Below are 20,075 nucleotides of genomic sequence, written 5' to 3'. Positions count from 1 at the left end.
CCCGGGTCAGTGCAGGTAGCCGTCGGCCACCAGGGCCCGTACGGTCGGGATCGTCGAGGCCCGCAGCTGCGCGGCGTCGTGGCCCAGGATCTGGGCGAGCGCGTCGATGATCTGCCCGACGGACAGATCGCCGTCACAGGCGCCGACCAGGCCCGCCTCGACGGTGTCGAGCTGCCGCGCCCGACGCACCCCTCGCTGCAGCCGCGCCATGATGACCTCGGGGTCCGCCGCACCCGCCGGGCCGATGGTCTCCTGGACCAGCCCGTCGGCCTGGACCAGGTGCGCGGCGAGGAGCTCGTCGTCGGTCGCGGCGCCGTACGCGTCGGTGCGCGCCGCCCACGCCGAGACGTGCGGGCCGATCGGCTGCTCGATCTCGTACGGCCACTCCTCCAGGCGCAGCAGGGGCACGTCACGGCCGGTGTTGCGCAGGCTCAGCCAGCCGAAACCGATCGCCTCGATGCCCTGCTCCTCGAACCAGCCCAGCCACGTGTCGTACCGCTGCACGTAGTCCGGTGCACCTTGGAGCCCGGCGTCGGCGAGCCACATCTCGACGTACGTGGGAAGGTCTGCGACCTCGCGCTGCAGAACCCACGCGTCGCACCCGGTGCCGCTCAGCCAGTCGGTGATCCGGTCGGTCCAGGGCTGGCCCTCGACGTGGACCCAGTTGGCGAGGACCTGGCACCAGCCGCCGGGGTTGAGGTACGAAGGTGCCTCCGTCACGATGCGGCGGACGACCTCGTCGCCGGGGAGCCCGGAGTCTCTGTAGACCAGCCGCTCACCGGTGGCGGGCGAGACGACGAAGGGCGGGTTGGTCGCGATCAGGTCGTAGCGCTCGCCGCGGACCGGGTCGAAGAGGCTGCCGTCACGTACCTCGAAGGCGGGCGACGACGGGTCGTCCGCGTTGAGCGCGGCGGTCGCGCGCGCCATCGCCAGGGCTCGCGGGTTGACGTCCGTGCCGACGACGCGGCCGGCGTGGGAGGCGAGGTGCAGCGACTGCACGCCGCAGCCGGTGCCGAGGTCGAGGGCGCTGCCGACCGGCTCGCGCACCGTCAGCTGAGCCAGCGACGACGACGCCTCGCTGATGCCGAGGACGTGCTCGGGGCCGACGGTGCGCGGGCTGCCGTCGAGCCCCGGGGTCAGGTCGCAGACGACCCACCAGTCGTGATGGTCGTCCCCGTACGCCCGCAGGTCGACGCGCGCGGCGACCTCCCCCACCGACCGCTCCAGGACGCCGGCGACCGACAGTGGGTCGATCAGGCCCGGGAGTGCACGCTCCGCCTCGTCGAGTGAGACCGGGAGCTGGAGGGCGAACAGGCGGGTCAAGGTCGACAGAGGTGAGCCGTCGGCCGTCCGGCGACGCGCTGGGGTGGTCTCGTTGCGCATCAGCGCCCGGTGGGCGTCGGCGCCGAGGAGCTCCGCGACGGCGTCGACCGTGTACGGGGCGGCGCGCAGGGCAGCGCGCAGGGCGGAGGCGTCGGAGTCTCGGAGCATGCCCCCACCCTAGGTGGGGGGCGCGACGGCTCCGGACGTGCCGGAGGGCCGCACCCAGGGGTACGGCCCTCCGGTCCACACGACCTGTGTCCCTCCTACACCGGTCGCGGGTCCTGCCAGCCCGACTGATCGTACTGCGGCGCGTTCGGGACCGGACCGTGACGGGGCTCGCGGTCCTCGTCGCTGGTCGGCTCGTAGTCGACGCCCGACGGCGTCCGCTCGTCCGGCTCGGCGTCACCGCCGCTGCCACCCGGGGGCGTGTCGTTCGAACCTGGGTCGTCCGAGATGTGGCTCCGGCGCATCTTGGCGACCACGACCGCCGCGACGATGATGGCGGCTGAGGCGCCCGCGATGCCGTAGCGCAGCGGGGCGTTGGCGTCCTCGCCGAACGACGTCGTCACGATGGCCGGTGCGATGAGCAGGGCGACCAGGTTCATCACCTTGAGCAGCGGGTTGATCGACGGGCCGGAGGTGTCCTTGAACGGGTCTCCGACCGTGTCGCCGATGATCGTCGCCTCGTGGGCGGCGGATCCCTTGCCCCCGTGGTGGCCGTCCTCGACGAGCTTCTTGGCGTTGTCCCAGGAACCACCGGCGTTGGCGAGCATGACGGCCATCAGCGTGCCGGTGGCGATCGCGCCGGCCAGGTAGGCGCCGAGCGCCGAGATCCCGAAGCCGAACCCGACCGCGATCGGGGCGAAGATCGCCAGCACGCCCGGTGTCGCGAGCTCACGCAGCGAGTCGCGGGTGCAGATGTCGACGACCCTGCCGTACTCGGGGCGACCGGTGCCCTCCATGATCCCGGGGATGTCGCGGAACTGGCGACGCACCTCGTACACCACCGCGCCGGCAGCACGGCCGACGGCGGCGATCGAGAGCCCCGAGAAGAGGAACACCACGGACGCGCCGATGATCAGGCCCACGAGGTTGTTCGGGTCGGCGATGTTGAGGACTCCGAGGAGGCCCACGTACTCACCGGTCGTGAGGCTGGTGATGCCTGTCGAGACGTCCTCGAACGCCCCGCCGACGATGTCGGTGAACGAGCCGAACAGGGCCGTCGCCGCGAGCACCGCCGTCGCGATGGCGATGCCCTTGGTGATGGCCTTGGTCGTGTTGCCGACCGCGTCCAGCTCGGTGAGGATCTGCGCGCCGTTCTCGTCGACGTCACCCGACATCTCGGCGATGCCCTGCGCGTTGTCGCTGACCGGACCGAACGTGTCCATCGCGACGATCACGCCGACCGTCGTCAGGAGCCCGCAGCCGGCGAGGGCGACGGCGAACAGCGAGACGAGGACCGCGCCGCCGCCGAGCAGGAACGCGCCGTAGACCGCGGCCGCGATCACGAGCGCCGTGTAGACCGCCGACTCCAGGCCGAGCGAGAAGCCCGACAGGATGACGGTCGCCGGACCGGTCAGAGCCGTCTCGGCCACGTCCTTGACGGGACGGTGGTCGGTGCCGGTGAAGTAGCCGGTGAGCGCGAGGATCACCGAGGCCAGCACGATGCCGATGAGGACCGCCACGACCGCGACGACCTGCGGGTTGAAGCTGCCCGGCTGCTCGATGCCCTGGACCTGCGAGAACAGGCCCTCGAGCAAGGTCGTGCCGCCCGCACCGTCGAGGTCGTCCGAGCTGGACGGGAGGTAGAGGAAGGCGGCGATCGAGCAGGCGATCGCGGAGACGATCGCCGAGATGTAGAACGAGCGGTTGATCGTCGTCAGACCGCCCTCACCTGCACGGGGCTTGGTGAGGAAGACCCCGAGGATCGCCGTCAGCGCACCGATGGCCGGCACGATCAGCGGGAACACGAGGCCCTGCTCGCCGAAGGTCACCGAGCCGAGGATCAGGGCGGCGACGAGGGTCACGGCGTACGACTCGAAGAGGTCCGCTGCCATGCCTGCGCAGTCGCCGACGTTGTCGCCGACGTTGTCCGCGATCGTGGCGGCGTTGCGCGGGTCGTCCTCCGGGATGCCCTGCTCGACCTTGCCGACGAGGTCGGCGCCGACGTCGGCGGCCTTCGTGAAGATGCCGCCGCCGACACGCATGAACATGGCGAGCAGCGCCGCCCCGAAGCCGAAGCCCTCGAGCACCGAGGGGGCGTCCCCCTTGTAGATGAGGACGACGACCGAGGCGCCGAGGAGTCCGAGCCCGACCGTGGACATGCCGACGAATCCGCCGGTTCGGAAGGCGATCCGCATCGCCGGGTCGCGGCCCTCGTTCTGAGCGGCGGCGGCCACCCGCACGTTGGCGCGCACCGCGAGCCACATGCCGAGGTAGCCGATCGTCGCCGAGAACAGGGCGCCGACGACGAAGAAGATCGATCGGCCGACCCGGATCTCGGCGCTGCCGGGAAGGATGAACAGAAGGAGGAACGCCAGGACGACGAAGACGCTGAGCGTCTTGAACTGGCGGGCGAGGTAGGCCGACGCGCCTTCTTGGACGGCGCGGCCGATCTCCTGCATCTTCTCGGTGCCTTCGGCGGCGTCGAGGACCTGCTTGCGGAATACGGCGGCCATCACCAACGCCACGACCGCGATCGCCGCGACCACGACGACGAGGGTGAGGTTGGCCCCGGTCAGGGACAAGTCTTCGGATGCAGCCAGGGGGGCGTACGACATACGGATCCTTCCTCGGCACGGAATGCGCTGGGCTCGGGCGTGCCCGAACAGACAACCAGCAATGTGACCTGAGCCACAACCATTTCGCTAGGGAGAATTTCGCTGGTGACCAGAGTCTGGACGGTCAGGCGCGACGCCGCATCCGGACGCGGCGCAGGCCACACCGCCAGGGAGGTCCGGCCGGTCAGGAGTGGTGCGCGCCGAAAGCGTCGTCGACGGAGGCGTAGATGCCGAAGACCTTCGCGAGACCGGTGATCTCGAAGATCTTGAGCAGGCGTTCGCGCGTGCACACGACGTCGAGGGTGCCGTCGTTGGCGCGGACCCGCTTGAGCCCCCCGACCAGGACGCCGAGGCCCGTGGAGTCGAGGAAGTCGACGTTCTCCACGTCGACGATCACGAAGTGGTGACCGCTCTCGATGAGGTCCGCCAGCGCCTCACGCAGCCGGGGCGCGGTGTAGACGTCGATCTCACCCGCGACCTCGACGACCTGGAAACCGTCGAGGGGTCGCACATCGAGGGAGAGATCCACGCAGCGGCCTGCTTTCGTCGGCGGGGGATCTTGCCATTCAACCACGCGAGACCTGTGAGACGAGCCGAAATCGCGGACCGTGGACCCGCCCTTCGAACCCCTCTCCTTGTCGTCCTTGGGAGACTCTGGGTGTGCCCGATCCGATCGAGACCTTGCTGCGGCTGCCGGGCGCCACGGACGGTCGTCTGCTGCACGTCGCCCGCGAGGAGGCCCGCGACGCGGTGTACGCGCCGTGGCCCTCGTGGGTGACCGAATCCCTGCGCTCCCGCTACCGGGAGGTCGGGATCGACACGCTGTGGGCCCATCAGGCGGAAGCCGCCGAGCTGGCCCGTGCCGGCGAGCACGTCGTGGTGTCGACGGGGACCGCCTCGGGCAAGTCCGCCGCCTACCAGCTCCCTGCGCTCGCGGCGCTCGAGGCGGGGCGCTCGGCGGACCTCCGGCGTGGGCGTGGCCCGACGGTCCTCTACATCGCGCCGACGAAGGCCTTGGCGCACGACCAGCTCCAGGGCCTCCACCGGCTGACCGCCGGATGGGACACCGTACGCGCCGCCGCCGTGGACGGTGACAACACGCGCGAGGAGCGTCAGTGGGCGCGGGACCACGCCAACTACGTCGTGACGAACCCGGACCTGATCCATCGGACCGTGCTCCCGTCGCACGGACGGTGGGCGAGGTTCCTCTCCGGACTCCAGTACGTCGTCGTCGACGAGTGCCACCACTATCGCGGAGTCTTCGGGTCGCACGTCTCGCACGTGCTCCGGAGGCTGAGACGCGTCGCGGCGCACTACGGCGCGGACCCGGTGTTCGTGCTCGCCTCGGCGACGGTCGCCGACCCGGCGGTGTCCGCCTCCCGGCTGACGGGTATGCCCGTCCGCGCCGTCACCGACGACGCCGCTCCACGCGGCGAGGTGGCGTACGCCCTGTGGGAGCCGCCGCTCGTGGACGCGTCGGGTGGCGAGAACGGCGCGCCGGTCCGTCGACCCGCCTCGGTCGAGGCCGCCGGCCTGCTGGCCGATCTCGTGTCGGCCGGCGTGCGCACCCTCGCCTTCGTCCGGTCGCGGCGCGGCGCCGAGTCGGTCGCGATGTCGGCGCAGCGCATGCTCGCCGAGGTCGACGACGAGCTCGCCGGCCGGATCACGACCTACCGCGGTGGCTACCTCCCGGAGGAGCGCCGGCTGATCGAGCGGGACCTGCGCAGCGGTGCCCTGCTCGGCCTGGCGAGCACCAACGCGCTGGAGCTGGGCATCGACATCGCGGGACTCGACGCCGTGGTGACGACCGGTTTCCCGGGGACTCGCGCAGCGTTGCGCCAGCAGTTCGGGCGGGCGGGCCGAGGCGCGTCTCGCGCGGCGGGGGTGTTCGTGGCGCGCGACGACCCCCTCGACACCTATCTCGTCCACCACCCCGAGGCGCTGCTCGGCGCGCCGGTCGAGGGGACGGTGTTCGATCCGTCCAACCCGCACGTCATCGGTCCCCACCTCGCCGCCGCTGCGCAGGAGCTGCCCCTCACCGTCGACGACCTCGCCCTCTTCGGTGCCGGCGCCGTCGAGGGCGTCGAGGCGCTGACCGCGGCCGGATGGCTCCGCCGCCGCCCGCAGGGATGGTTCTGGACGCGCCGCGAGCGGGCTGCAGACCTCGTCGACATCCGGTCCGTCGGCGGACCCGCGGTGCAGATCGTCGACGACGAGACGGGGCGGCTGCTCGGCACCGTCGACGGCGGGCGCGCGGACGCCACCGTGCACGACGGCGCGGTCTACGTCCACCGTGGCGAGACCTACGTGGTGGAGCACTACGACCCGACGGACCTGATCGCCCTCGTACGCCCGGACCGCCCCGACTACACGACCACCGCACGGTCGGTCACCGACATCACGATCGTCGCCGAACGGGTCTCCACGGCCTGGGGACGCGCATCGGTCGCCTTCGGTGACGTCGACGTCACCAGCCGCGTCGTCTCCTACGTGAAGCGCCGCGTCGGATCCTCGCAGGTCCTCGCCGAGCTCCCCCTGGACCTTCCTGAGCACACGCTCCGGACCGCCGCCGTCTGGTGGACCCTGCCGGGCCGGCTCGTCGAGGGTCTCGACCTCGACCCCGCTGAGGTGCCGGGTGCGGCGCACGCTGCGGAGCACGCCTCGATCGGACTGCTGCCCCTGCTCGCGACGTGCGACCGTTGGGACATCGGTGGAGTCTCGACGGCGATGCACCCCGACACCGGGATGCTGACCGTCTTCGTCCACGACGGCCTGCCCGGTGGTGCAGGGTTTGCTCGGCGCGGGTTCGACGTCGCACGGACGTGGCTGACGATGACCCGGGACGCCATCGCGTCGTGTCCCTGCGACTCCGGATGTCCGTCGTGCGTGCAGTCGCCCAAGTGCGGCAACGGCAACAACCCCCTCTCCAAGCGCGGTGCCGTCGTCCTGCTCGACGCTCTGCTCGCCGACGCGGTCGAGGCTCAGCCCAGCGCGGGCGCGACCCCAGCGCCGGTCAGCCCCTGACGACTCCGCGCGTGCTCCCCGAGAACCCCCGTCGGTGCGGCTAGGGTGGCGACACGATCGGGAGGTGGGGGTCCGATGATCGCTCTGGGTTTGCTGCTGGTCGCACTCGCCGTGCTGGCAGGTGTCGTCGTCTCGGTCGAGGCGACCGACTCGGTGTCGATGGACGTGCTCGGGTGGAGCGTCACGACCGACGGGATCGCCCTCTTCTGGGCCGGTGCTGTGGCGATGCTCGTTGCCGTCGTGGGACTTGGACTCGTCGTCCGCGGCGCCCGCCGCAACTATCGCCTGCGCAAGGAGAACCGCGAGCTGCGCAAGGAGCACAAGCGGTACGAGAAGGAGCAGGCCAGCACGCGGACGCAGGCGCCGGCGGCGTTCGCCGACGACCACGACGGACGGGCCGGGGACCCTGCGTACGACCCGGCGAGCGAGCGCGCCTACGACCCGGCCCACGACTCCGGACTGGAGGTGCCGGCCGACGCGTCGATCGTCGATCCGTACGACCCACCGCCCGCTGCCGAGCCCTACGACGAGCCGCCCGTTGCTGGGCGTGACGACGAGCCACCCGCTGCTGGTCCGTACGACGAACCGCGCTTGCCGGAGGAGCAGACCGACAGCGCCGACGACGAGCAGACCCCGCGAAGCAACGCCTGACTCCGCGAGCACGCGATCCGCCTCCCTCATCGTCCAGCCTCCGCCGGGCGGTAGTCGGAGGGGGCGGCCCGCGCCGTGCGGCGGACGGTGAGCTCGCGTCCCCAGACCCGAGCGGAGCGCTCGACGGCCACCGTCACGGCCGCCTGCTGGGTGTCGCACCTGGCGAGCACGGTGGCTTTGGCCTCGGCGATCGTGCGTGCGGCGCGGCACGCGTCTGCCCCGCTGACCGCTGCCTGGCTCGCCGCGACTGCCGCAAGGTCGGCGGAGGAGGAGACGTGGTGCTGGAGGCGCGCGACGGCAGCGACCTGGAGCACGACGATGCAGGCGGCGACGAGGAAGACCGCGATCAACGTCGAATAGACGGTCGCTGCGCCCGCGTCGCCGCCATCTCGTCCGACACGCGCGTGGCTCGTCACGGCGCCGCCTCGGCTGCGCTCACCGCCGACGCCGCCAACGGCAGCGAGAACGCGCGCACCACCGGGAGGTCGACGCGTGCGCGCAGCCTCACCGTGACCTCGACGGTGTCGTCGTCGCGTCGGGCCGTCGTGACCGTGGCACCGACAGGAGCCATGCTCTGGACGCCTTCGACGACCTCGCCTGGTTCGTCGCCGCGCGCGGCCATCCGAGCGCCCTCCCGGGCAGCGTCGACGAGCCTGACCTGCGTGATGCCGACCGCCGCGGCAGCAGCCAGCGCGAGCGTGAGCGCGACCAGGAACGGGACGACCATCGCCGTCTCGGCCGTGACCATGCCGCGTTCGGAACGTCGTCTCTTCTCCACCACTCGTCTCCTGTCGGTCGTGGCCCGGCACGGGTGCTCGAACCGCCTGATCCCGGGTGCAGGGTCCGGTCAGTCCCGACCGGACCCTGCACCCCGGCCGTCACATGAAGGGAAGGAGCTCGATGCCCTTCTCGAAGACGTTCTGGATGAAGTCGTTGAACCAGTCGGAGGTCGCGATCGTGTAGATCGCTCCGCCGACGGTGCAGGCGCCGACCGTGCCGACGGCGTACTCCGAGGTGGTCATGCCCTGCTCGCCGGCACGGGCGCGAAGGGTCGTCAGGAACTTCATGGGGTCTCCTCTGGTCGTGTCACGGACGGTGGTCCCGGCCGCATCGAGAAGGTGGGTCCTGACGACGTCCGAGATCAGCCGCTGCGCGCGACCTGGGGACGACGCGGCGATGTGGACGCATCACAGCCCCAGCTCGGCGAAGGTCGCCGCCACCGTCGGCACGACCCCGACGAGCAGGAACGCAGGCAGGAAGCACGCCCCGAGAGGCGCAGCAGTCCGTACGCCGACCGAGCGCGCGCGTTCGAGCGCCTCGGCACGGGCACTCGACCGCAGGTCGTCGGCGCTGCGCAGGAGCGACCGGTGCACGGACGTCCCGCTACGGGCCGCCCGCGCGAGTGCGCGCGCCAGTGGTGCCAGGACCGGGTCGTCGGCGAGCTCTCGCCACACGGTCGCGGGGTCGCCCACCTCGATCCGGACGGCGACCGCTTCGAGCCGCTCCCCGAGGGCACCGCCTACGGCATCCGCCACGAGAGCGAGCGTGGTCGTGGTCGGGCGCCCGGCGTCGACCGCGGCAACCACCAGGTCGAGAGAGAGCGGAAGGTCGGCGAGCTCAGCGGTGCGGCGACGGCGCACGGCCGCCGGCTCGAGTCGTGCGATCCATCGGGCGACGGTGAGTCCACCGGCACACCCGACGACGAGTCCGAGGAGGCCACCGACCACGAGAATGACGGCCGTCGCCGCGAGCAGGCCGGCGAACCACGGCGCCGTCAGCCAGCTCCGCCCTCGAGGATCGGCGGGCTTCCCGTCTGGCCACGAAACTCCCGGCGACCCGGGACCAGGCGGCGCGCACGCACGCTGAAGGCGACGTTCAGGCCCCCGCTCGCCGGCCAGCGCCGCGCCGAGCGCCGCCAGCACGGTGGCGAGCAGCATCATCGGGCGACGCCGTCCGTGATGCGCTCGACCCACAGCACTCCGACGACGGCCAGGGCGGCGCCTGCGGCGAGACACCATGAACCGACTCCGGGGCCGAGCAGAAACGCGACGGGATTGCCGCCGAGCGCAGCGCCGAGTGCGAGGGCCAGGAGGGGCAGCACCGCGAGCAGCCGCGCGGTCGCACGGGGAGGACCGAGCGTGGAGTCGACCTCGCGGACGATGTCGTCCTGCTCCCGCAGGTTTTCGACGACCCGGTCCAGCACCGCGGCCAACCTCGCCCCCGACCGCACGCTGACCGTCCACGCTGCCGCGACGTCCCGCAACCCTGCGGCCCCCGGTCGCGCAGCGGCCGCACGGAACGCAGTGGCCGCGTCACCACCGAGGCGCACCTGCGCGTAGACCGGCTTCAGCTCGTCGAAGTCGGCGGCGACCCGCTCGAGCGCCAGGGACGGCGGCAGCCCTGCTGCGAGCTCCGCAGCGAGCGCCTCGCACGCGGCCGTGATGCGGGCATGGGTCCGACGGCGCGCCGCACGGGCCCGGGTGCGAACACGCAGGGCCGCGACCAGCCACGCGACACCTCCCGCCACCAGCACCGCGACGACCGTCACCCCGGTGACCGCCAGGAGCGCGACCGTCACGGCGGCGACCGCCACCGGCAGCGTCCCCGACCGAGGACGTCCCCAACGCCGCGGTGCAGGTCCACGCTGCTGTGCGGGGGACAGCGTCGCGAGGCGGCGCGGGCCTGCCCGACCTGCGACCAGCCAGACAGCCGTGGCGGCCAGCACGCACGCGATCAGCGCACTCTCACCGTGCGGCCCTGCCACCGTGGCAGGCCTCACGGTCCCCGCCCGTCCGTGGACCGAGGAGCCCATCGCGGACCGAGCAGCCGGCGCAGCTCGACCGCGGCGGGCCCGTCGACGAGCGCACCGTCGTCGCGTACCGAGAGCGCTGGCACGCACTCGACGGCACCGTCGATCGTGGGACCGAAGGCAGCGACCTCCACCACCCGGCGCGTTCCCTGGCGACCCCGCGCGACGTGCACGACCAGGTGCAGCGCCGCGGCGAGCTGGCTGTGCAGGGCCGCCCGCGGCATCCCGGCTGCCATCGCCAGCGCCTCGAGCCGAGCCGGCACATCGTGCGGCGTGTTGGCGTGAAGAGTGCCGCATCCGCCCTCGTGGCCCGTGTTGAGCGCGCCGAGCAGGTCGACCACCTCGGCGCCGCGAACCTCGCCGACGACAAGACGGTCCGGCCTCATGCGCAGCGCCTGGCGCACGAGGTCACGGAGGACGACGCCGCCGGCGCCCTCCACGTTGGCCGGTCGTGACTCGAGGGCGACCACGTGCGGGTGGTCGGGTCGCAGCTCGCTCGCGTCCTCCACGACCACGACGCGTTCGCCGTGGTCGACGGCACCCAGCATCGCCGAGAGCAGCGTCGTCTTGCCGGTGCCCGTGCCTCCGGTGACGAGGAAAGCCACCCGGGACGCCACGATCGCGCGCAGCAGGCGGTGGACCTCGTCGCCGAACGCTCCCCGTGCCGCGAGCTCACCGAGGGAGTAGGCGCGGCGCGCGGGGACACGGAGGGACAGCGCCGTGCCGGGGCGAGCGATCGGGGCGAGGACGGCATGCAACCGGGTGCCGTCGGGGAGGCGTACGTCGACGAACGGGGACGCATCGTCGAGGCGCCGTCCGGCGGCCGCGGCGAGCCGCTGGGCGAGCCGGCGTACGGCGTCGTCGTCCTCGAAGGCGACGTCAGCCCGCTCCAGACCCTCACCCCTGTCGACGAAGACCTCCTGCGGCCCGTTCACCAGGACGTCGGTGACGCCGGGACTGCGCAGGAGCGGCTCGAGCAGCCCCGCACCGACGGTCTCGCGGTGGAGCGCATCGACCACCGCCAGCACCGTGCGGTCACCGTGGACGTGACCGCCCGCCCTGAGCGCGGCCGCGACACGCTCGGGGGTCGGTCGGTGGCCCGAGGCCGCGATGCGGTCGCGGACCTCCACGACGAGCGCGCGGTCGGGGGTGGCGTCGAGCAGCCGCCTCACGGCAGCACCTCCTCGGCGAGCGCCGTCCACACGGCTCGTCCGGTGCTCCGGACCGCCGATCGCCGGGCCACCGGGCCGACACCGTCCTCGACCGCGCGTCGGAACCGAGGGTCCTCGTCCACCGTGGCGAGGAGGGGCACCCCCAGGGTGTCGGCGACGAGGGACGGTGGAAGACCACCGCGCCGGCGGCGTACGACGAGTCGTGCGTCGGTCGCCCACTCCGCCAACCGCCGCACGATGCCGGTCGCTGCGGCGACGCCTCGCACCTCGTCGGTGACGACGACGACGCCGACGGCAGCACCCGCGGCAGCCTCCCGGGCCGCGGCGTCGAGGTGGCGTGGAAGGTCGACGACGACGACGTCGTGAGAGCGACGGACCGCAGCCAGGACGGCGCCCACGACCTCCTCGGTCGGGAGGTCGCGTGCCCCTCGGTCCCAGGACAGCACCGCCAGGCCGTCGGACCGAGGAAGCGTCCTGTGCAGGGCGGCACCGCTCAGGCGACCGTGGGTCGAGGCGAGGTCGTTCCACCGCAGGCCCGGACGCGCCTCGTCGCCGAGCAGGAGGTCGAGGCCGCCGCCGAAGGGATCTCCGTCGACGAGGAGCACCCCGCCTCCTCCCCTGTCCACGCCGACCGCGGAAGCCGCCGTCAGCGCGACGCTCGCCGCGATCGACGACGCTCCTGCGCCACCACAGCCACCCACGAACGCCAGCACCGGGGCGTCGCGACCCGTGCCGTCGGCGCGGTCGGCGAGCGCACCCGCGAGGACGTCGTCGTCCTCCGGAAGCACCAGCAGCTGGTCGGCGCCGAGCGCGAGCGCCGTGCTCCAGGTCGACGGTGGCGGGTCGTCACGGGCGACAACGAGGACGTCGCGACGTCGCTCGAGGGACGGCAGGTCTCGTTCGAGGACGTCGTCTCCGAGCACGACCAGGGGCGCGTGCTGCCAGTGTGGACGCGCGGTCGTCAGCTCGGAGCAGACCAGCGGCTCGACGGCCGCGGCGGCACACAGCCTGAGCACCGCGTCGAGATGCTCCTCCGAGCCGGTGACGAGCAACGGGCGCGGCACGTGGGCGTACGAGGAAGGCATGGCTTCACAGTGGGTCCTGGAGGCAGGGGGCAGATCCCCCGATCGGCGCCCTGGGGACGGTGGGCGGCTGTGGAGGAGCTGTCGCACGACTCGCAGGGCCCGATAACGCGGCGCGAAACGACTGTGCCGCTGTCTATGCTGGACGCGTGACCAGGTCCGACGCAGCGTCAGTCCCTCCCGCCACCACGCGCTCTGCGGCCTTCTTCGACCTCGACAAGACGATCATCGCGAGGTCGAGCACGCTCGCGTTCTCCAAGCACTTCTACGACTCAGGCCTGATCAACCGGCGGTCGGTGCTCCGCAGCGCGTACGCCCAGTTCGTCTTCGCTCTGCAGGGTGCCGACGAGGCTCAGATGGAGCGCATGCGCGCCTACCTGACGCAGCTGGTGAAGGGGTGGGACGTCGACACCGTCCGGCAGGTCGTCTCCGAGACCCTCCACACGGTCGTCGACCCGCTGGTCTACGTCGAGGCCGTCGAGCTGATCTCGGCCCACCACGCCGCCGGTCGCGACGTCGTGATCGTGTCCGCGTCCGGTTCCGAGGTCGTCGACCCGATCGGCGCGATGCTCGGTGCCGACCACGTGATCGCGACCCGGCTCGTCGAGGCCGAGGGGGTCTACACCGGTGAGATCGAGATGTACGCGTACGGCGAGAACAAGGCCGCCGGCATCCGCGACCTCGCCGAGGAGCAGGGCTACGACCTCGCTGAGTCGTACGCCTACTCCGACTCGGAGACGGACGTCCCGATGCTCGCCGAGGTCGGCCACCCGTTCGTCGTGAACCCGGACAAGACGCTGCGCCGGGTCGCCACCGAGGAGGGCTGGCCGGTGCTCGAGTTCGCCCAGCCCATCACGCTCAAGTCGCGGGTCTCGTTGGACTCGACCGGGAGCAAGGTGGCTGTCGCGGGGCTCGCCGCCGCAGCCGTCTCGGCGGCCGCAGGCGTCGCCCTGCACCAGCTCCGACGGCGCCGGACCGACGAGGCCTGAGCACGTCCCGTCAGGGGGCCGTGCGCGTGCCCGGCCCGAAGATTGTTATCTGCGAGGGGTAGCCGAAGCACGGCCAAGCAGGTACAAAGGAGACAAGAAGGCGGCAAGCCAGATACTTGGTACCCACGCGGCGACCTTCCCGTCCTAGAGGGATTCCGCTTACGGGAGAACCCATCGAGGCCCCGAAGTGGTACTACGGAGTCAGGACGCTTGGTAACCGAGAGCAAGGCAAGCCGAGGACGCGTCATCTTTCGCAGGTGGCGCGTCTGCCTTGTGCGGAGGGCCCCTTCTCAGCCGCGCCGGCGTGGACCCTTGGGCGGCTCGACCGGCGCCGCCTCGGCTCCGTCCGCGTACGCCTGCGCCGCGTAGAGCAGCCACCGGTGCACGCCGCTCACCCCGTCTGCCTCGTACTCTCCGAGAAGCTTCGCGTAGCCACCACCCGCTGCCCGATGACCCGCCTCCGGGACGGTCAGGCTCGCTGGGTCGACGCCCTTGGCGACCAGCACCAGCCGCTCGGCGGCGCGGGCGACGACGCCGTTGTCGGACGCGAACGCGTTCGCGGTCGCGATCTCCGCGTGCACCACGGCGGCGACGAGTAGACCGGGAGCCTGGGTCGGCGCGACCACGGCCTGAGCGAGCGTGCCGAGCCGGCGAGCTCCCTCGGGTGAGACCGGACGACCGAGCTCGTCATCGGTGACGCTGCCCCGTGCGACGAGGGCGTGCAGCCGCGCGATCGCCTGGAGGGGCGCTCGGTTCCACGTCGGGACGAGGCCGAGCAGCTCGGTCGTCATGCGTGCCGTGGCCAGCGCGAGGGGATCGGCCTCGCCGCGGCGGAGCCCGTCAGGGTCGTACGACGCGCCCTCGATCGCCGCACTGGCTGCCGCGCCGAGCAGGAGCGAGTCGGCCGTCATCTCGGGGGTGCTGCGGCGCAGACCGCGGTCGCGGAGGAGCGAGTCGATGCCGTCGCGGGTGGCGGCGAACGCCGAGGGCACGCCGTCGAGGTCGATCAGGGCGGAAAACGGGTCAGGCACGCCCTGCAGAGTACCTGGGGCCGCGAGGTCCGTTGGTAGCCTCGGCCCTGTGGACAGGTCGTCGGAGCGTGCATCGGTGTTCGACGCGTGCACGAGCCCGTACGCGAACGCGAGCCCGCGACCGTCCTATCCCGAGCGGGCCGTGCGCTGGCTGGTCGGTGAGGACCCCGTACGCGTGCTCGAGCTGGGCGCCGGCGCCGGGCAGATGACAGAGGCGCTCCTGCGCTCGGGGCACGACGTGGTGGCCCTGGACCGGTCCTCCGACATGCTCGAACAGCTCGCCGAGAACCTCGAGGTCCCGGTCGTCCGGGGCGTCGCCGAGCGGCTCCCGTTCCACGCGGGGGCGTTCGACGTCGTCGTCGCCGCACAGTCGTTCCACTGGTTCGACCCGCTCCGCTGCCTGCCGGAGGTCGCCCGTGTCCTCCGCACCGGCGGTCGGCTCTCGCTCGTCTGGAACACCCGCGACGAGTCCGTGCCCTGGGTCCGGCGGCTCACGTCGATCATCGACGCCGAGCCCGACGACCTCGAGGAGATCGCCGGATCGCTGCCGCTGTCGGGGTTGTTCGACATCCCCGAGTCCTCGAGCTTCGGTTTCTGGCAGCAGCTCGACCTCGACTCGCTCCTCGAGCTGGTCGCGTCCCGTTCGTCCATCGCCGCGAAGCCGCCGAGCGAGCGCGACGCGATTCTCCAGCAGGTCCGCGCGCTGTACGACAGCCACGCCAGCGGCCACAACGGCCTCCGGATGCGCTACGCCACGCGATGCTTCCGGTCGGTGGTCCACAAGGACGCCCTCAACGGCCCGGACGCCCCCGGGCGCGAGTTCCACGTCGACCTGGGCTGACGCCTCTGTGCTGACGTATCCGTGCCCGTCGGCGACCCTCGCGTCGTCCGCTGAGAGCGAACGAGGGCGATTCCGGATAGCGCCGGCTTGGGTCACCGGCCTAGCGTGAAGGAGTGACCACGTCGCTCGCGCCCGTCCCGCCCGCACCGGAGCCCGCCCCGCTGCTTCGCCAGGCGCTGGGTGACGCGCTGCGTGACGAACGCCGTGCCCGTGGTCGGACCCTGCGCGACGTCGCCAAGTCGTCGCAGGTGTCGCTCGCGTACCTCTCCGAGGTCGAGCGCGGACAGAAGGAAGCCTCGTCGGAGATCATCGCCGCGGTGTGCTCCGCGCTGGGCATCACGATGCTCGATCTCGTCGCGTCGGTGGCTCGCAGCTATGCCCTCCACGAGGGTCGCGCCCCGATCCGCGCTGCCGGTGCCCCGCCCTGCCCGGTCGCGATGGCCGCCTGACCGGTCGTGGCACCCCCGCAGCAGCCCGACTGGCCTGCTGACGGCACCCCGGTCCGCCAGGAGACCACCAAGTACGGCGGCCACCCGCACTGGGAGTTCGACACGACCTTCGTCGGCGGCGACGAGCACGGCGCGTGGTTGTTCATGCCGGCGGGCTCACGGATGGTGCGCCCCGGGCGCGACGTCCGGACGAGGGTCGCGAGCATCACCCTGATCCCGCACACCGCGCCGTACGTCGCGACGTTCCACGCCGTCGAGGACGCGCCGTCCGGCCGCCTCCGCTGGCGTCTCTATGTCGACATGACGACCCCCGCCGTCTGGGAGCGTCCCGACCTCGTGACGATGCTCGACCTCGACCTCGACGTCGTGCTGACGATCGACGGCACGGTCGAGCTGCTCGACGAGGACGAGCTCGCCGAGCACCGTGCTGCCTACGGCTACCCGGACGCGCTGGTGGAGATGGCGGAGCAGTCGGCCGTCGACGTCACCACCGCGATCCGCGAGGGCACCGAACCGTTCGGCGCGATCGGTTGGCAGCGGCTGCGCAGGGCGAAGCGGGCGTACGCCTAGAGCGCGGTCGCGTGACGTGCCTCAGGCCTGCGACCAGGCTCCGAGCTCGTTGCCGCTCGGGTCGAGGAAGTGGAACCGGCGACCGCCGGGGAAGGCGTACGGGCCTTCGACCACCTGACCGCCCGCCTCGACGACCGCGGCAGCGCACGCCTCGAGATCGTCGGCGTACAGCAGGACCAGGGTGCTGCCCCGCGTCACCTCGTCGGCACGACGCAACCCGCCCGCCTCCTCGCTCCCCGACTCCGCAGGCGTGCGGAAGCCGGCGTAGTCGTCGCCGTACGGGACGATCTCCCACCCGAACGCGTCACGGTAGAACGCGGAAGCGGCCGGCAGGTCGGTGACGGCGATCTCGACGTAGTCGACGGACCGCGGGACGAGGTGCTGGTGACCAGGCATGTCCCCACCGTGCCACGGGGGTCGGACAGGTCGCGATCGCCGAGCGCGCTCGTACGGATCCGTCGTCGCCGCCGATCAGTAGGCTGAAGGGGTGCGATTCCTCAACGACCTCCAGCCGTCCGGCGACCTGACCTACAGCGACGTCTTCATGGTGCCGTCACGCTCCGACGTGACCTCGCGCTTCGACGTCGACCTCACGACACCGGACGGCATCGGCACGACGATCCCGATCGTCGCCGCCAACATGACGGCGGTCTCGGGCCGCCGGATGGCCGAGACGCTGGCGCGGCGCGGCGGCATCGCCGTGATCCCGCAGGACATCCCGCTCGACGTCGTGGCGCGGTCGGTGTCCCAGGTCAAGGCTGCGCACCCCGTGTACGACACGCCCGTGTCCGTCACGCCCGACACCACGGTCGGCGAGGCGCTCAGCCTGCTCCCGAAGCGCGCCCACGGCGCGATCCTCGTCGTCGACGGTGACAAGCCGGTCGGCGTGGTGACCGAGCACGACGGCGCGGAGGTCGACCGGTTCGCCCAGGTCCACGAGGTGATGAGCTCTGACGTCCTCGCCCTCGACGTCAGCGAAGAGCCGCGCGCGATCTTCGACGCGCTCAGCGAGCGCCACCTCTCGTACGCGCCGGTGCTCGAGGACGGCGCGCTCGTCGGCGTCGCCACCAAGAAGGGTGCGCTGCGCTCGACGCTCTACACCCCCGCCCTCGACCCGCAGGGGCGTCTCGTCATCGGCGCCGCGATCGGCATCAACGGTGACGTCCGCGGCAAAGCCAAGGAGCTGCTCGCGATGGGCGTCGACGTGCTCGTCGTCGACACCGCGCACGGCCACCAGGACAAGATGCTGCAGGCGCTCCCGCTGGTCGTTGCCGAGCGGGACGCGTACGAGGCCGAGACCGGTCGCCGTGTGCCCGTCGTCGCCGGCAACGTGGTCTCAGCCGACGGCACCCGCGACCTGCTGGAGGCCGGCGCCGACGTCGCGAAGGTCGGCGTGGGTCCCGGCGCGATGTGCACGACCCGCATGATGACGGGGGTCGGACGCCCGCAGTTCTCGGCCGTGCTGGAGTGCGCCGCCGCGGCGGCGGAGCTCGGCGGCACGGTGTGGGCCGACGGCGGGGTCCGCTACCCGCGCGACGTCGCGCTCGCCCTGGCGGCCGGAGGCGCCAGTGTGATGATCGGATCCTGGCTCGCCGGCACGTACGAGAGCCCCGGCGACCTGCGCGTCGGCTCGGACGGCCGCGCCTACAAGGAGTCGTTCGGGATGGCGTCGGCCCGCGCGGTCTCCAACCGCACCCGTGACGCCGCCGGCTTCGAGCGCGCACGCATGGCGCTGTTCGAGGAGGGCATCAGCAGCTCCCGGATGTACCTCGACCGCGAGCGTCCGGGTGTCGAGGACCTCGTCGACCAGATCATCGCCGGAGTCCGCTCGTCCGCGACGTACGCCGGTGCGCGCTCCATCCCCGAGTTCGCCGAGCGTGCCGTGGTCGGGCTGCAGAGCACCGCCGGGTACGACGAGGGGCGCCCGCTGCACGCCAGCTGGTGACCTCAGTCGTCACCGAGGCCGCGCGCCGCGAGGGCGTCGCCAGTCTCCTGGGCGCGCGCGACGACACGGATCACGAACGGTGAGAGGTACGCCCGTGGGCGGCGCTCGAGGCCGCGTGCCCGTGCTGCGTCGCGGGTCTCGACGGCGATCGCGATCGTCCCCGGGATGGCCTGCACGGCGAGGCCGACCGTCAGCGCGAAGCGCTCCGGGTCTGCACCGAGTCGCCTGAACGGGGTGCTCCAGCGGATCATCGCGTCGAGCATCGCGTTGACGGGGGTCGTCGCCGTCAGCACGACGGCGACGAGGGCCAGGGCGAGGAGGTCCACGACCGTCTCGATCGCCCGGTCGGGGCCCTTCAGCCACCACTGGAACGCGGCCACGACGACCGCGACGATGAGCACCCCGCGTGCGGCGCGGAGGAGGGCGCCGACCGAGACGCGCGCGAGCAGCGCCGCGACGAGGGCGAGGGCGAGGAACACCCAGGACGCCGGCATGCTCCGGACCGCGACCACGCTGATGCTGAACACCGCGAGGGCGCTGACCTTCACGCCGACGGGGAGCCGGTGGACCACCGAGTCCCCGGGCTGATAGCTGCCGACGAGCTGGGGCGTGCTCACGGTCGACGCGCCGCCCGATGGAGCTCCTCGCCCCACGATTTGACGCCTTCCGCACCGGTTTGCCCGGGCGATCCGGTGGAAGGGGCGTCAAATCGTGGGGCGACGGACGCCACGTAGTCGTCGACCGCGGCCGCCGGCGCGCCGTCGTAGCGGACGCGACCGTCCTCGATCACCAGGACGCGGTCGCACCGCCGCGCGAGCTCCAGGTCGTGGGTCACGAGCAGGAGCTGCTGGTCGAGCCCGAGAAGGACGTCACCGACCAGGTGGGTGTTGGCGAGGTCGAGCAGCGTCGTGGGCTCGTCGGCGACGACGACGGCCGGCTCCACCGCCAGCACTCCGGCGAGGGCGAGCATCTGGCGCTGCCCGCCCGACAGCGCGTGGACGCTGGTGTCGGCGAGGTCGGTGAGTCCGAACCCGGCCAGCACCTCGATCGCCCGTGCGCGTCGCGCTGACGCGCCCTTGACGTGCCGACGCAACGAGAGCTCGACGTCCTCGACGCAGGTCGGCATCACCACCTGGGCTGCGGGGTCGGTGAAGACGAAGCCGACTCGGCGGCGTACGCGGGACGGATCCTTGGAGACGTCGACGCCGTCCACGAGGACCCGCCCCGTCGTGGCGGTCACGAGACCGTTGACGAGGCGGGCCAGCGTCGACTTGCCGGAGCCGTTCGCGCCGACCACGGCGACCCTGCGCTCGGTCAGCTCGAGCGTGGTGGGCTCGAGCACGACCTTGGGGCCGTGCGGGGTGTCGACGGTGACGCCGGCGGCGTCGAAGGTGAGGGTGGGCACGGTG

At 72.3% G+C, this 20,075-nt stretch carries 21 protein-coding genes; 7 read left to right on the top strand and 14 right to left on the bottom strand.

What is annotated here, in order from left to right:
• Positions 1 to 6: 6 nt before the first annotated feature.
• From AB3M34_RS01710 to AB3M34_RS01700, 3 genes are all read right to left on the bottom strand, one after another.
• Entirely contained in the window at positions 7 to 1,491 is a 1,485-nt protein-coding gene (locus AB3M34_RS01710; protein WP_370617350.1) for a DUF7059 domain-containing protein, read from the bottom strand.
• Between the two features lie 95 nt (positions 1,492 to 1,586).
• Positions 1,587 to 4,103 carry a sodium-translocating pyrophosphatase gene (locus AB3M34_RS01705; protein ID WP_370617349.1) on the bottom strand — a complete coding sequence of 839 codons (2,517 nt, stop codon included), beginning with the start codon at positions 4,101 to 4,103 and terminating at the stop codon, positions 1,587 to 1,589.
• A 184-nt stretch (positions 4,104 to 4,287) separates the two neighbouring features.
• Entirely contained in the window at positions 4,288 to 4,632 is a 345-nt protein-coding gene (locus AB3M34_RS01700) for an STAS domain-containing protein (RefSeq protein ID WP_370617348.1), read from the bottom strand.
• Between the two features lie 131 nt (positions 4,633 to 4,763).
• On the opposite strand from AB3M34_RS01700, the gene AB3M34_RS01695 reads away from it, so the two are divergent.
• The gene (locus tag AB3M34_RS01695) at positions 4,764 to 7,127 is read left to right on the top strand and encodes a DEAD/DEAH box helicase (protein ID WP_370617347.1); all 2,364 of its coding nucleotides are present in this window, start codon (positions 4,764 to 4,766) and stop codon (positions 7,125 to 7,127) included.
• A gap of 75 nt (positions 7,128 to 7,202) precedes the next feature.
• On the top strand, positions 7,203 to 7,778 hold the full coding sequence (locus tag AB3M34_RS01690; protein ID WP_370617346.1) for a hypothetical protein: 576 nt from the start codon (positions 7,203 to 7,205) through the stop codon (positions 7,776 to 7,778).
• Between the two features lie 26 nt (positions 7,779 to 7,804).
• Here the strand turns inward: AB3M34_RS01690 and AB3M34_RS01685 are convergent, their stop codons facing one another.
• From AB3M34_RS01685 to ssd, 7 genes are all read right to left on the bottom strand, one after another.
• Positions 7,805 to 8,194: an Rv3654c family TadE-like protein gene (locus tag AB3M34_RS01685; RefSeq protein ID WP_370617345.1), complete on the bottom strand. Its 390-nt coding sequence runs from the start codon at positions 8,192 to 8,194 to the stop codon at positions 7,805 to 7,807.
• Positions 8,191 to 8,556, bottom strand: coding sequence for a TadE family type IV pilus minor pilin (locus AB3M34_RS01680; RefSeq protein WP_370617344.1), 366 nt, complete (start codon positions 8,554 to 8,556; stop codon positions 8,191 to 8,193). Before AB3M34_RS01680 ends, AB3M34_RS01685 begins: the two co-directional genes overlap by 4 nt.
• A 100-nt stretch (positions 8,557 to 8,656) precedes the next feature.
• Positions 8,657 to 8,845, bottom strand: a complete 189-nt coding sequence (locus AB3M34_RS01675; RefSeq protein ID WP_370617343.1) for a DUF4244 domain-containing protein — start codon at positions 8,843 to 8,845, stop codon at positions 8,657 to 8,659.
• 120 nt (positions 8,846 to 8,965) lie between these two features.
• The gene (locus AB3M34_RS01670) at positions 8,966 to 9,718 is read right to left on the bottom strand and encodes a type II secretion system F family protein (protein ID WP_370617342.1); all 753 of its coding nucleotides are present in this window, start codon (positions 9,716 to 9,718) and stop codon (positions 8,966 to 8,968) included.
• Complete coding sequence (locus tag AB3M34_RS01665) at positions 9,715 to 10,542, bottom strand: type II secretion system F family protein (protein ID WP_370617341.1); 828 nt, start codon at positions 10,540 to 10,542, stop codon at positions 9,715 to 9,717. The genes AB3M34_RS01670 and AB3M34_RS01665 overlap by 4 nt, the downstream gene beginning before the upstream one ends.
• 11 nt (positions 10,543 to 10,553) lie before the next feature.
• On the bottom strand, positions 10,554 to 11,759 hold the full coding sequence (locus AB3M34_RS01660; RefSeq protein ID WP_370617340.1) for a TadA family conjugal transfer-associated ATPase: 1,206 nt from the start codon (positions 11,757 to 11,759) through the stop codon (positions 10,554 to 10,556).
• Entirely contained in the window at positions 11,756 to 12,844 is a 1,089-nt protein-coding gene (gene ssd / locus AB3M34_RS01655; RefSeq protein ID WP_370617339.1) for a septum site-determining protein Ssd, read from the bottom strand. Before ssd ends, AB3M34_RS01660 begins: the two co-directional genes overlap by 4 nt.
• Positions 12,845 to 12,990: 146 nt before the next feature.
• On the opposite strand from ssd, the gene AB3M34_RS01650 reads away from it, so the two are divergent.
• Positions 12,991 to 13,830, top strand: a complete 840-nt coding sequence (locus tag AB3M34_RS01650; protein WP_370617338.1) for an HAD family hydrolase — start codon at positions 12,991 to 12,993, stop codon at positions 13,828 to 13,830.
• A gap of 290 nt (positions 13,831 to 14,120) precedes the next feature.
• On the opposite strand, the gene AB3M34_RS01645 is transcribed toward AB3M34_RS01650, so the two are convergent.
• Positions 14,121 to 14,861 carry an oxidoreductase gene (locus AB3M34_RS01645; protein WP_370617337.1) on the bottom strand — a complete coding sequence of 247 codons (741 nt, stop codon included), beginning with the start codon at positions 14,859 to 14,861 and terminating at the stop codon, positions 14,121 to 14,123.
• Between the two features lie 49 nt (positions 14,862 to 14,910).
• On the opposite strand from AB3M34_RS01645, the gene AB3M34_RS01640 reads away from it, so the two are divergent.
• The 3 genes from AB3M34_RS01640 (at position 14,911) to AB3M34_RS01630 (ending at position 16,721) form a co-directional block, all read left to right on the top strand.
• Positions 14,911 to 15,702, top strand: coding sequence for a class I SAM-dependent methyltransferase (locus AB3M34_RS01640; protein WP_370617336.1), 792 nt, complete (start codon positions 14,911 to 14,913; stop codon positions 15,700 to 15,702).
• Positions 15,703 to 15,815: 113 nt separating this feature from the next.
• Complete coding sequence (locus AB3M34_RS01635; RefSeq protein ID WP_370617335.1) at positions 15,816 to 16,151, top strand: helix-turn-helix domain-containing protein; 336 nt, start codon at positions 15,816 to 15,818, stop codon at positions 16,149 to 16,151.
• A 6-nt stretch (positions 16,152 to 16,157) separates the two neighbouring features.
• Positions 16,158 to 16,721 carry a DUF402 domain-containing protein gene (locus AB3M34_RS01630; RefSeq protein WP_370617334.1) on the top strand — a complete coding sequence of 188 codons (564 nt, stop codon included), beginning with the start codon at positions 16,158 to 16,160 and terminating at the stop codon, positions 16,719 to 16,721.
• 21 nt (positions 16,722 to 16,742) lie between these two features.
• On the opposite strand, the gene AB3M34_RS01625 is transcribed toward AB3M34_RS01630, so the two are convergent.
• Positions 16,743 to 17,117, bottom strand: coding sequence for a VOC family protein (locus tag AB3M34_RS01625; RefSeq protein WP_370617333.1), 375 nt, complete (start codon positions 17,115 to 17,117; stop codon positions 16,743 to 16,745).
• A gap of 91 nt (positions 17,118 to 17,208) precedes the next feature.
• Here AB3M34_RS01625 and AB3M34_RS01620 point away from each other — a divergent pair, with 91 nt between their 5' ends.
• Positions 17,209 to 18,666 (top strand): GuaB1 family IMP dehydrogenase-related protein, encoded by a 1,458-nt coding sequence (locus AB3M34_RS01620; protein ID WP_370617332.1) that lies wholly within the window; start codon positions 17,209 to 17,211, stop codon positions 18,664 to 18,666.
• 2 nt (positions 18,667 to 18,668) lie between these two features.
• Here the strand turns inward: AB3M34_RS01620 and AB3M34_RS01615 are convergent, their stop codons facing one another.
• On the bottom strand, positions 18,669 to 19,283 hold the full coding sequence (locus AB3M34_RS01615) for a CbiQ family ECF transporter T component (RefSeq protein ID WP_370617331.1): 615 nt from the start codon (positions 19,281 to 19,283) through the stop codon (positions 18,669 to 18,671).
• The gene (locus AB3M34_RS01610; protein ID WP_370617330.1) at positions 19,280 to 20,071 is read right to left on the bottom strand and encodes an energy-coupling factor ABC transporter ATP-binding protein; all 792 of its coding nucleotides are present in this window, start codon (positions 20,069 to 20,071) and stop codon (positions 19,280 to 19,282) included. The genes AB3M34_RS01615 and AB3M34_RS01610 overlap by 4 nt, the downstream gene beginning before the upstream one ends.
• Positions 20,072 to 20,075: the final 4 nt, after the last annotated feature.

This window comes from Mumia sp. Pv4-285, from assembly GCF_041320275.1.
In the GTDB taxonomy this organism is placed as follows: Bacteria; Actinomycetota; Actinomycetes; order Propionibacteriales; family Nocardioidaceae; genus Mumia; species Mumia qirimensis.
The sequence above is the reverse complement of the archived record's forward strand: the minus strand, read 5'-3'. Positions and strand labels throughout refer to the sequence as shown.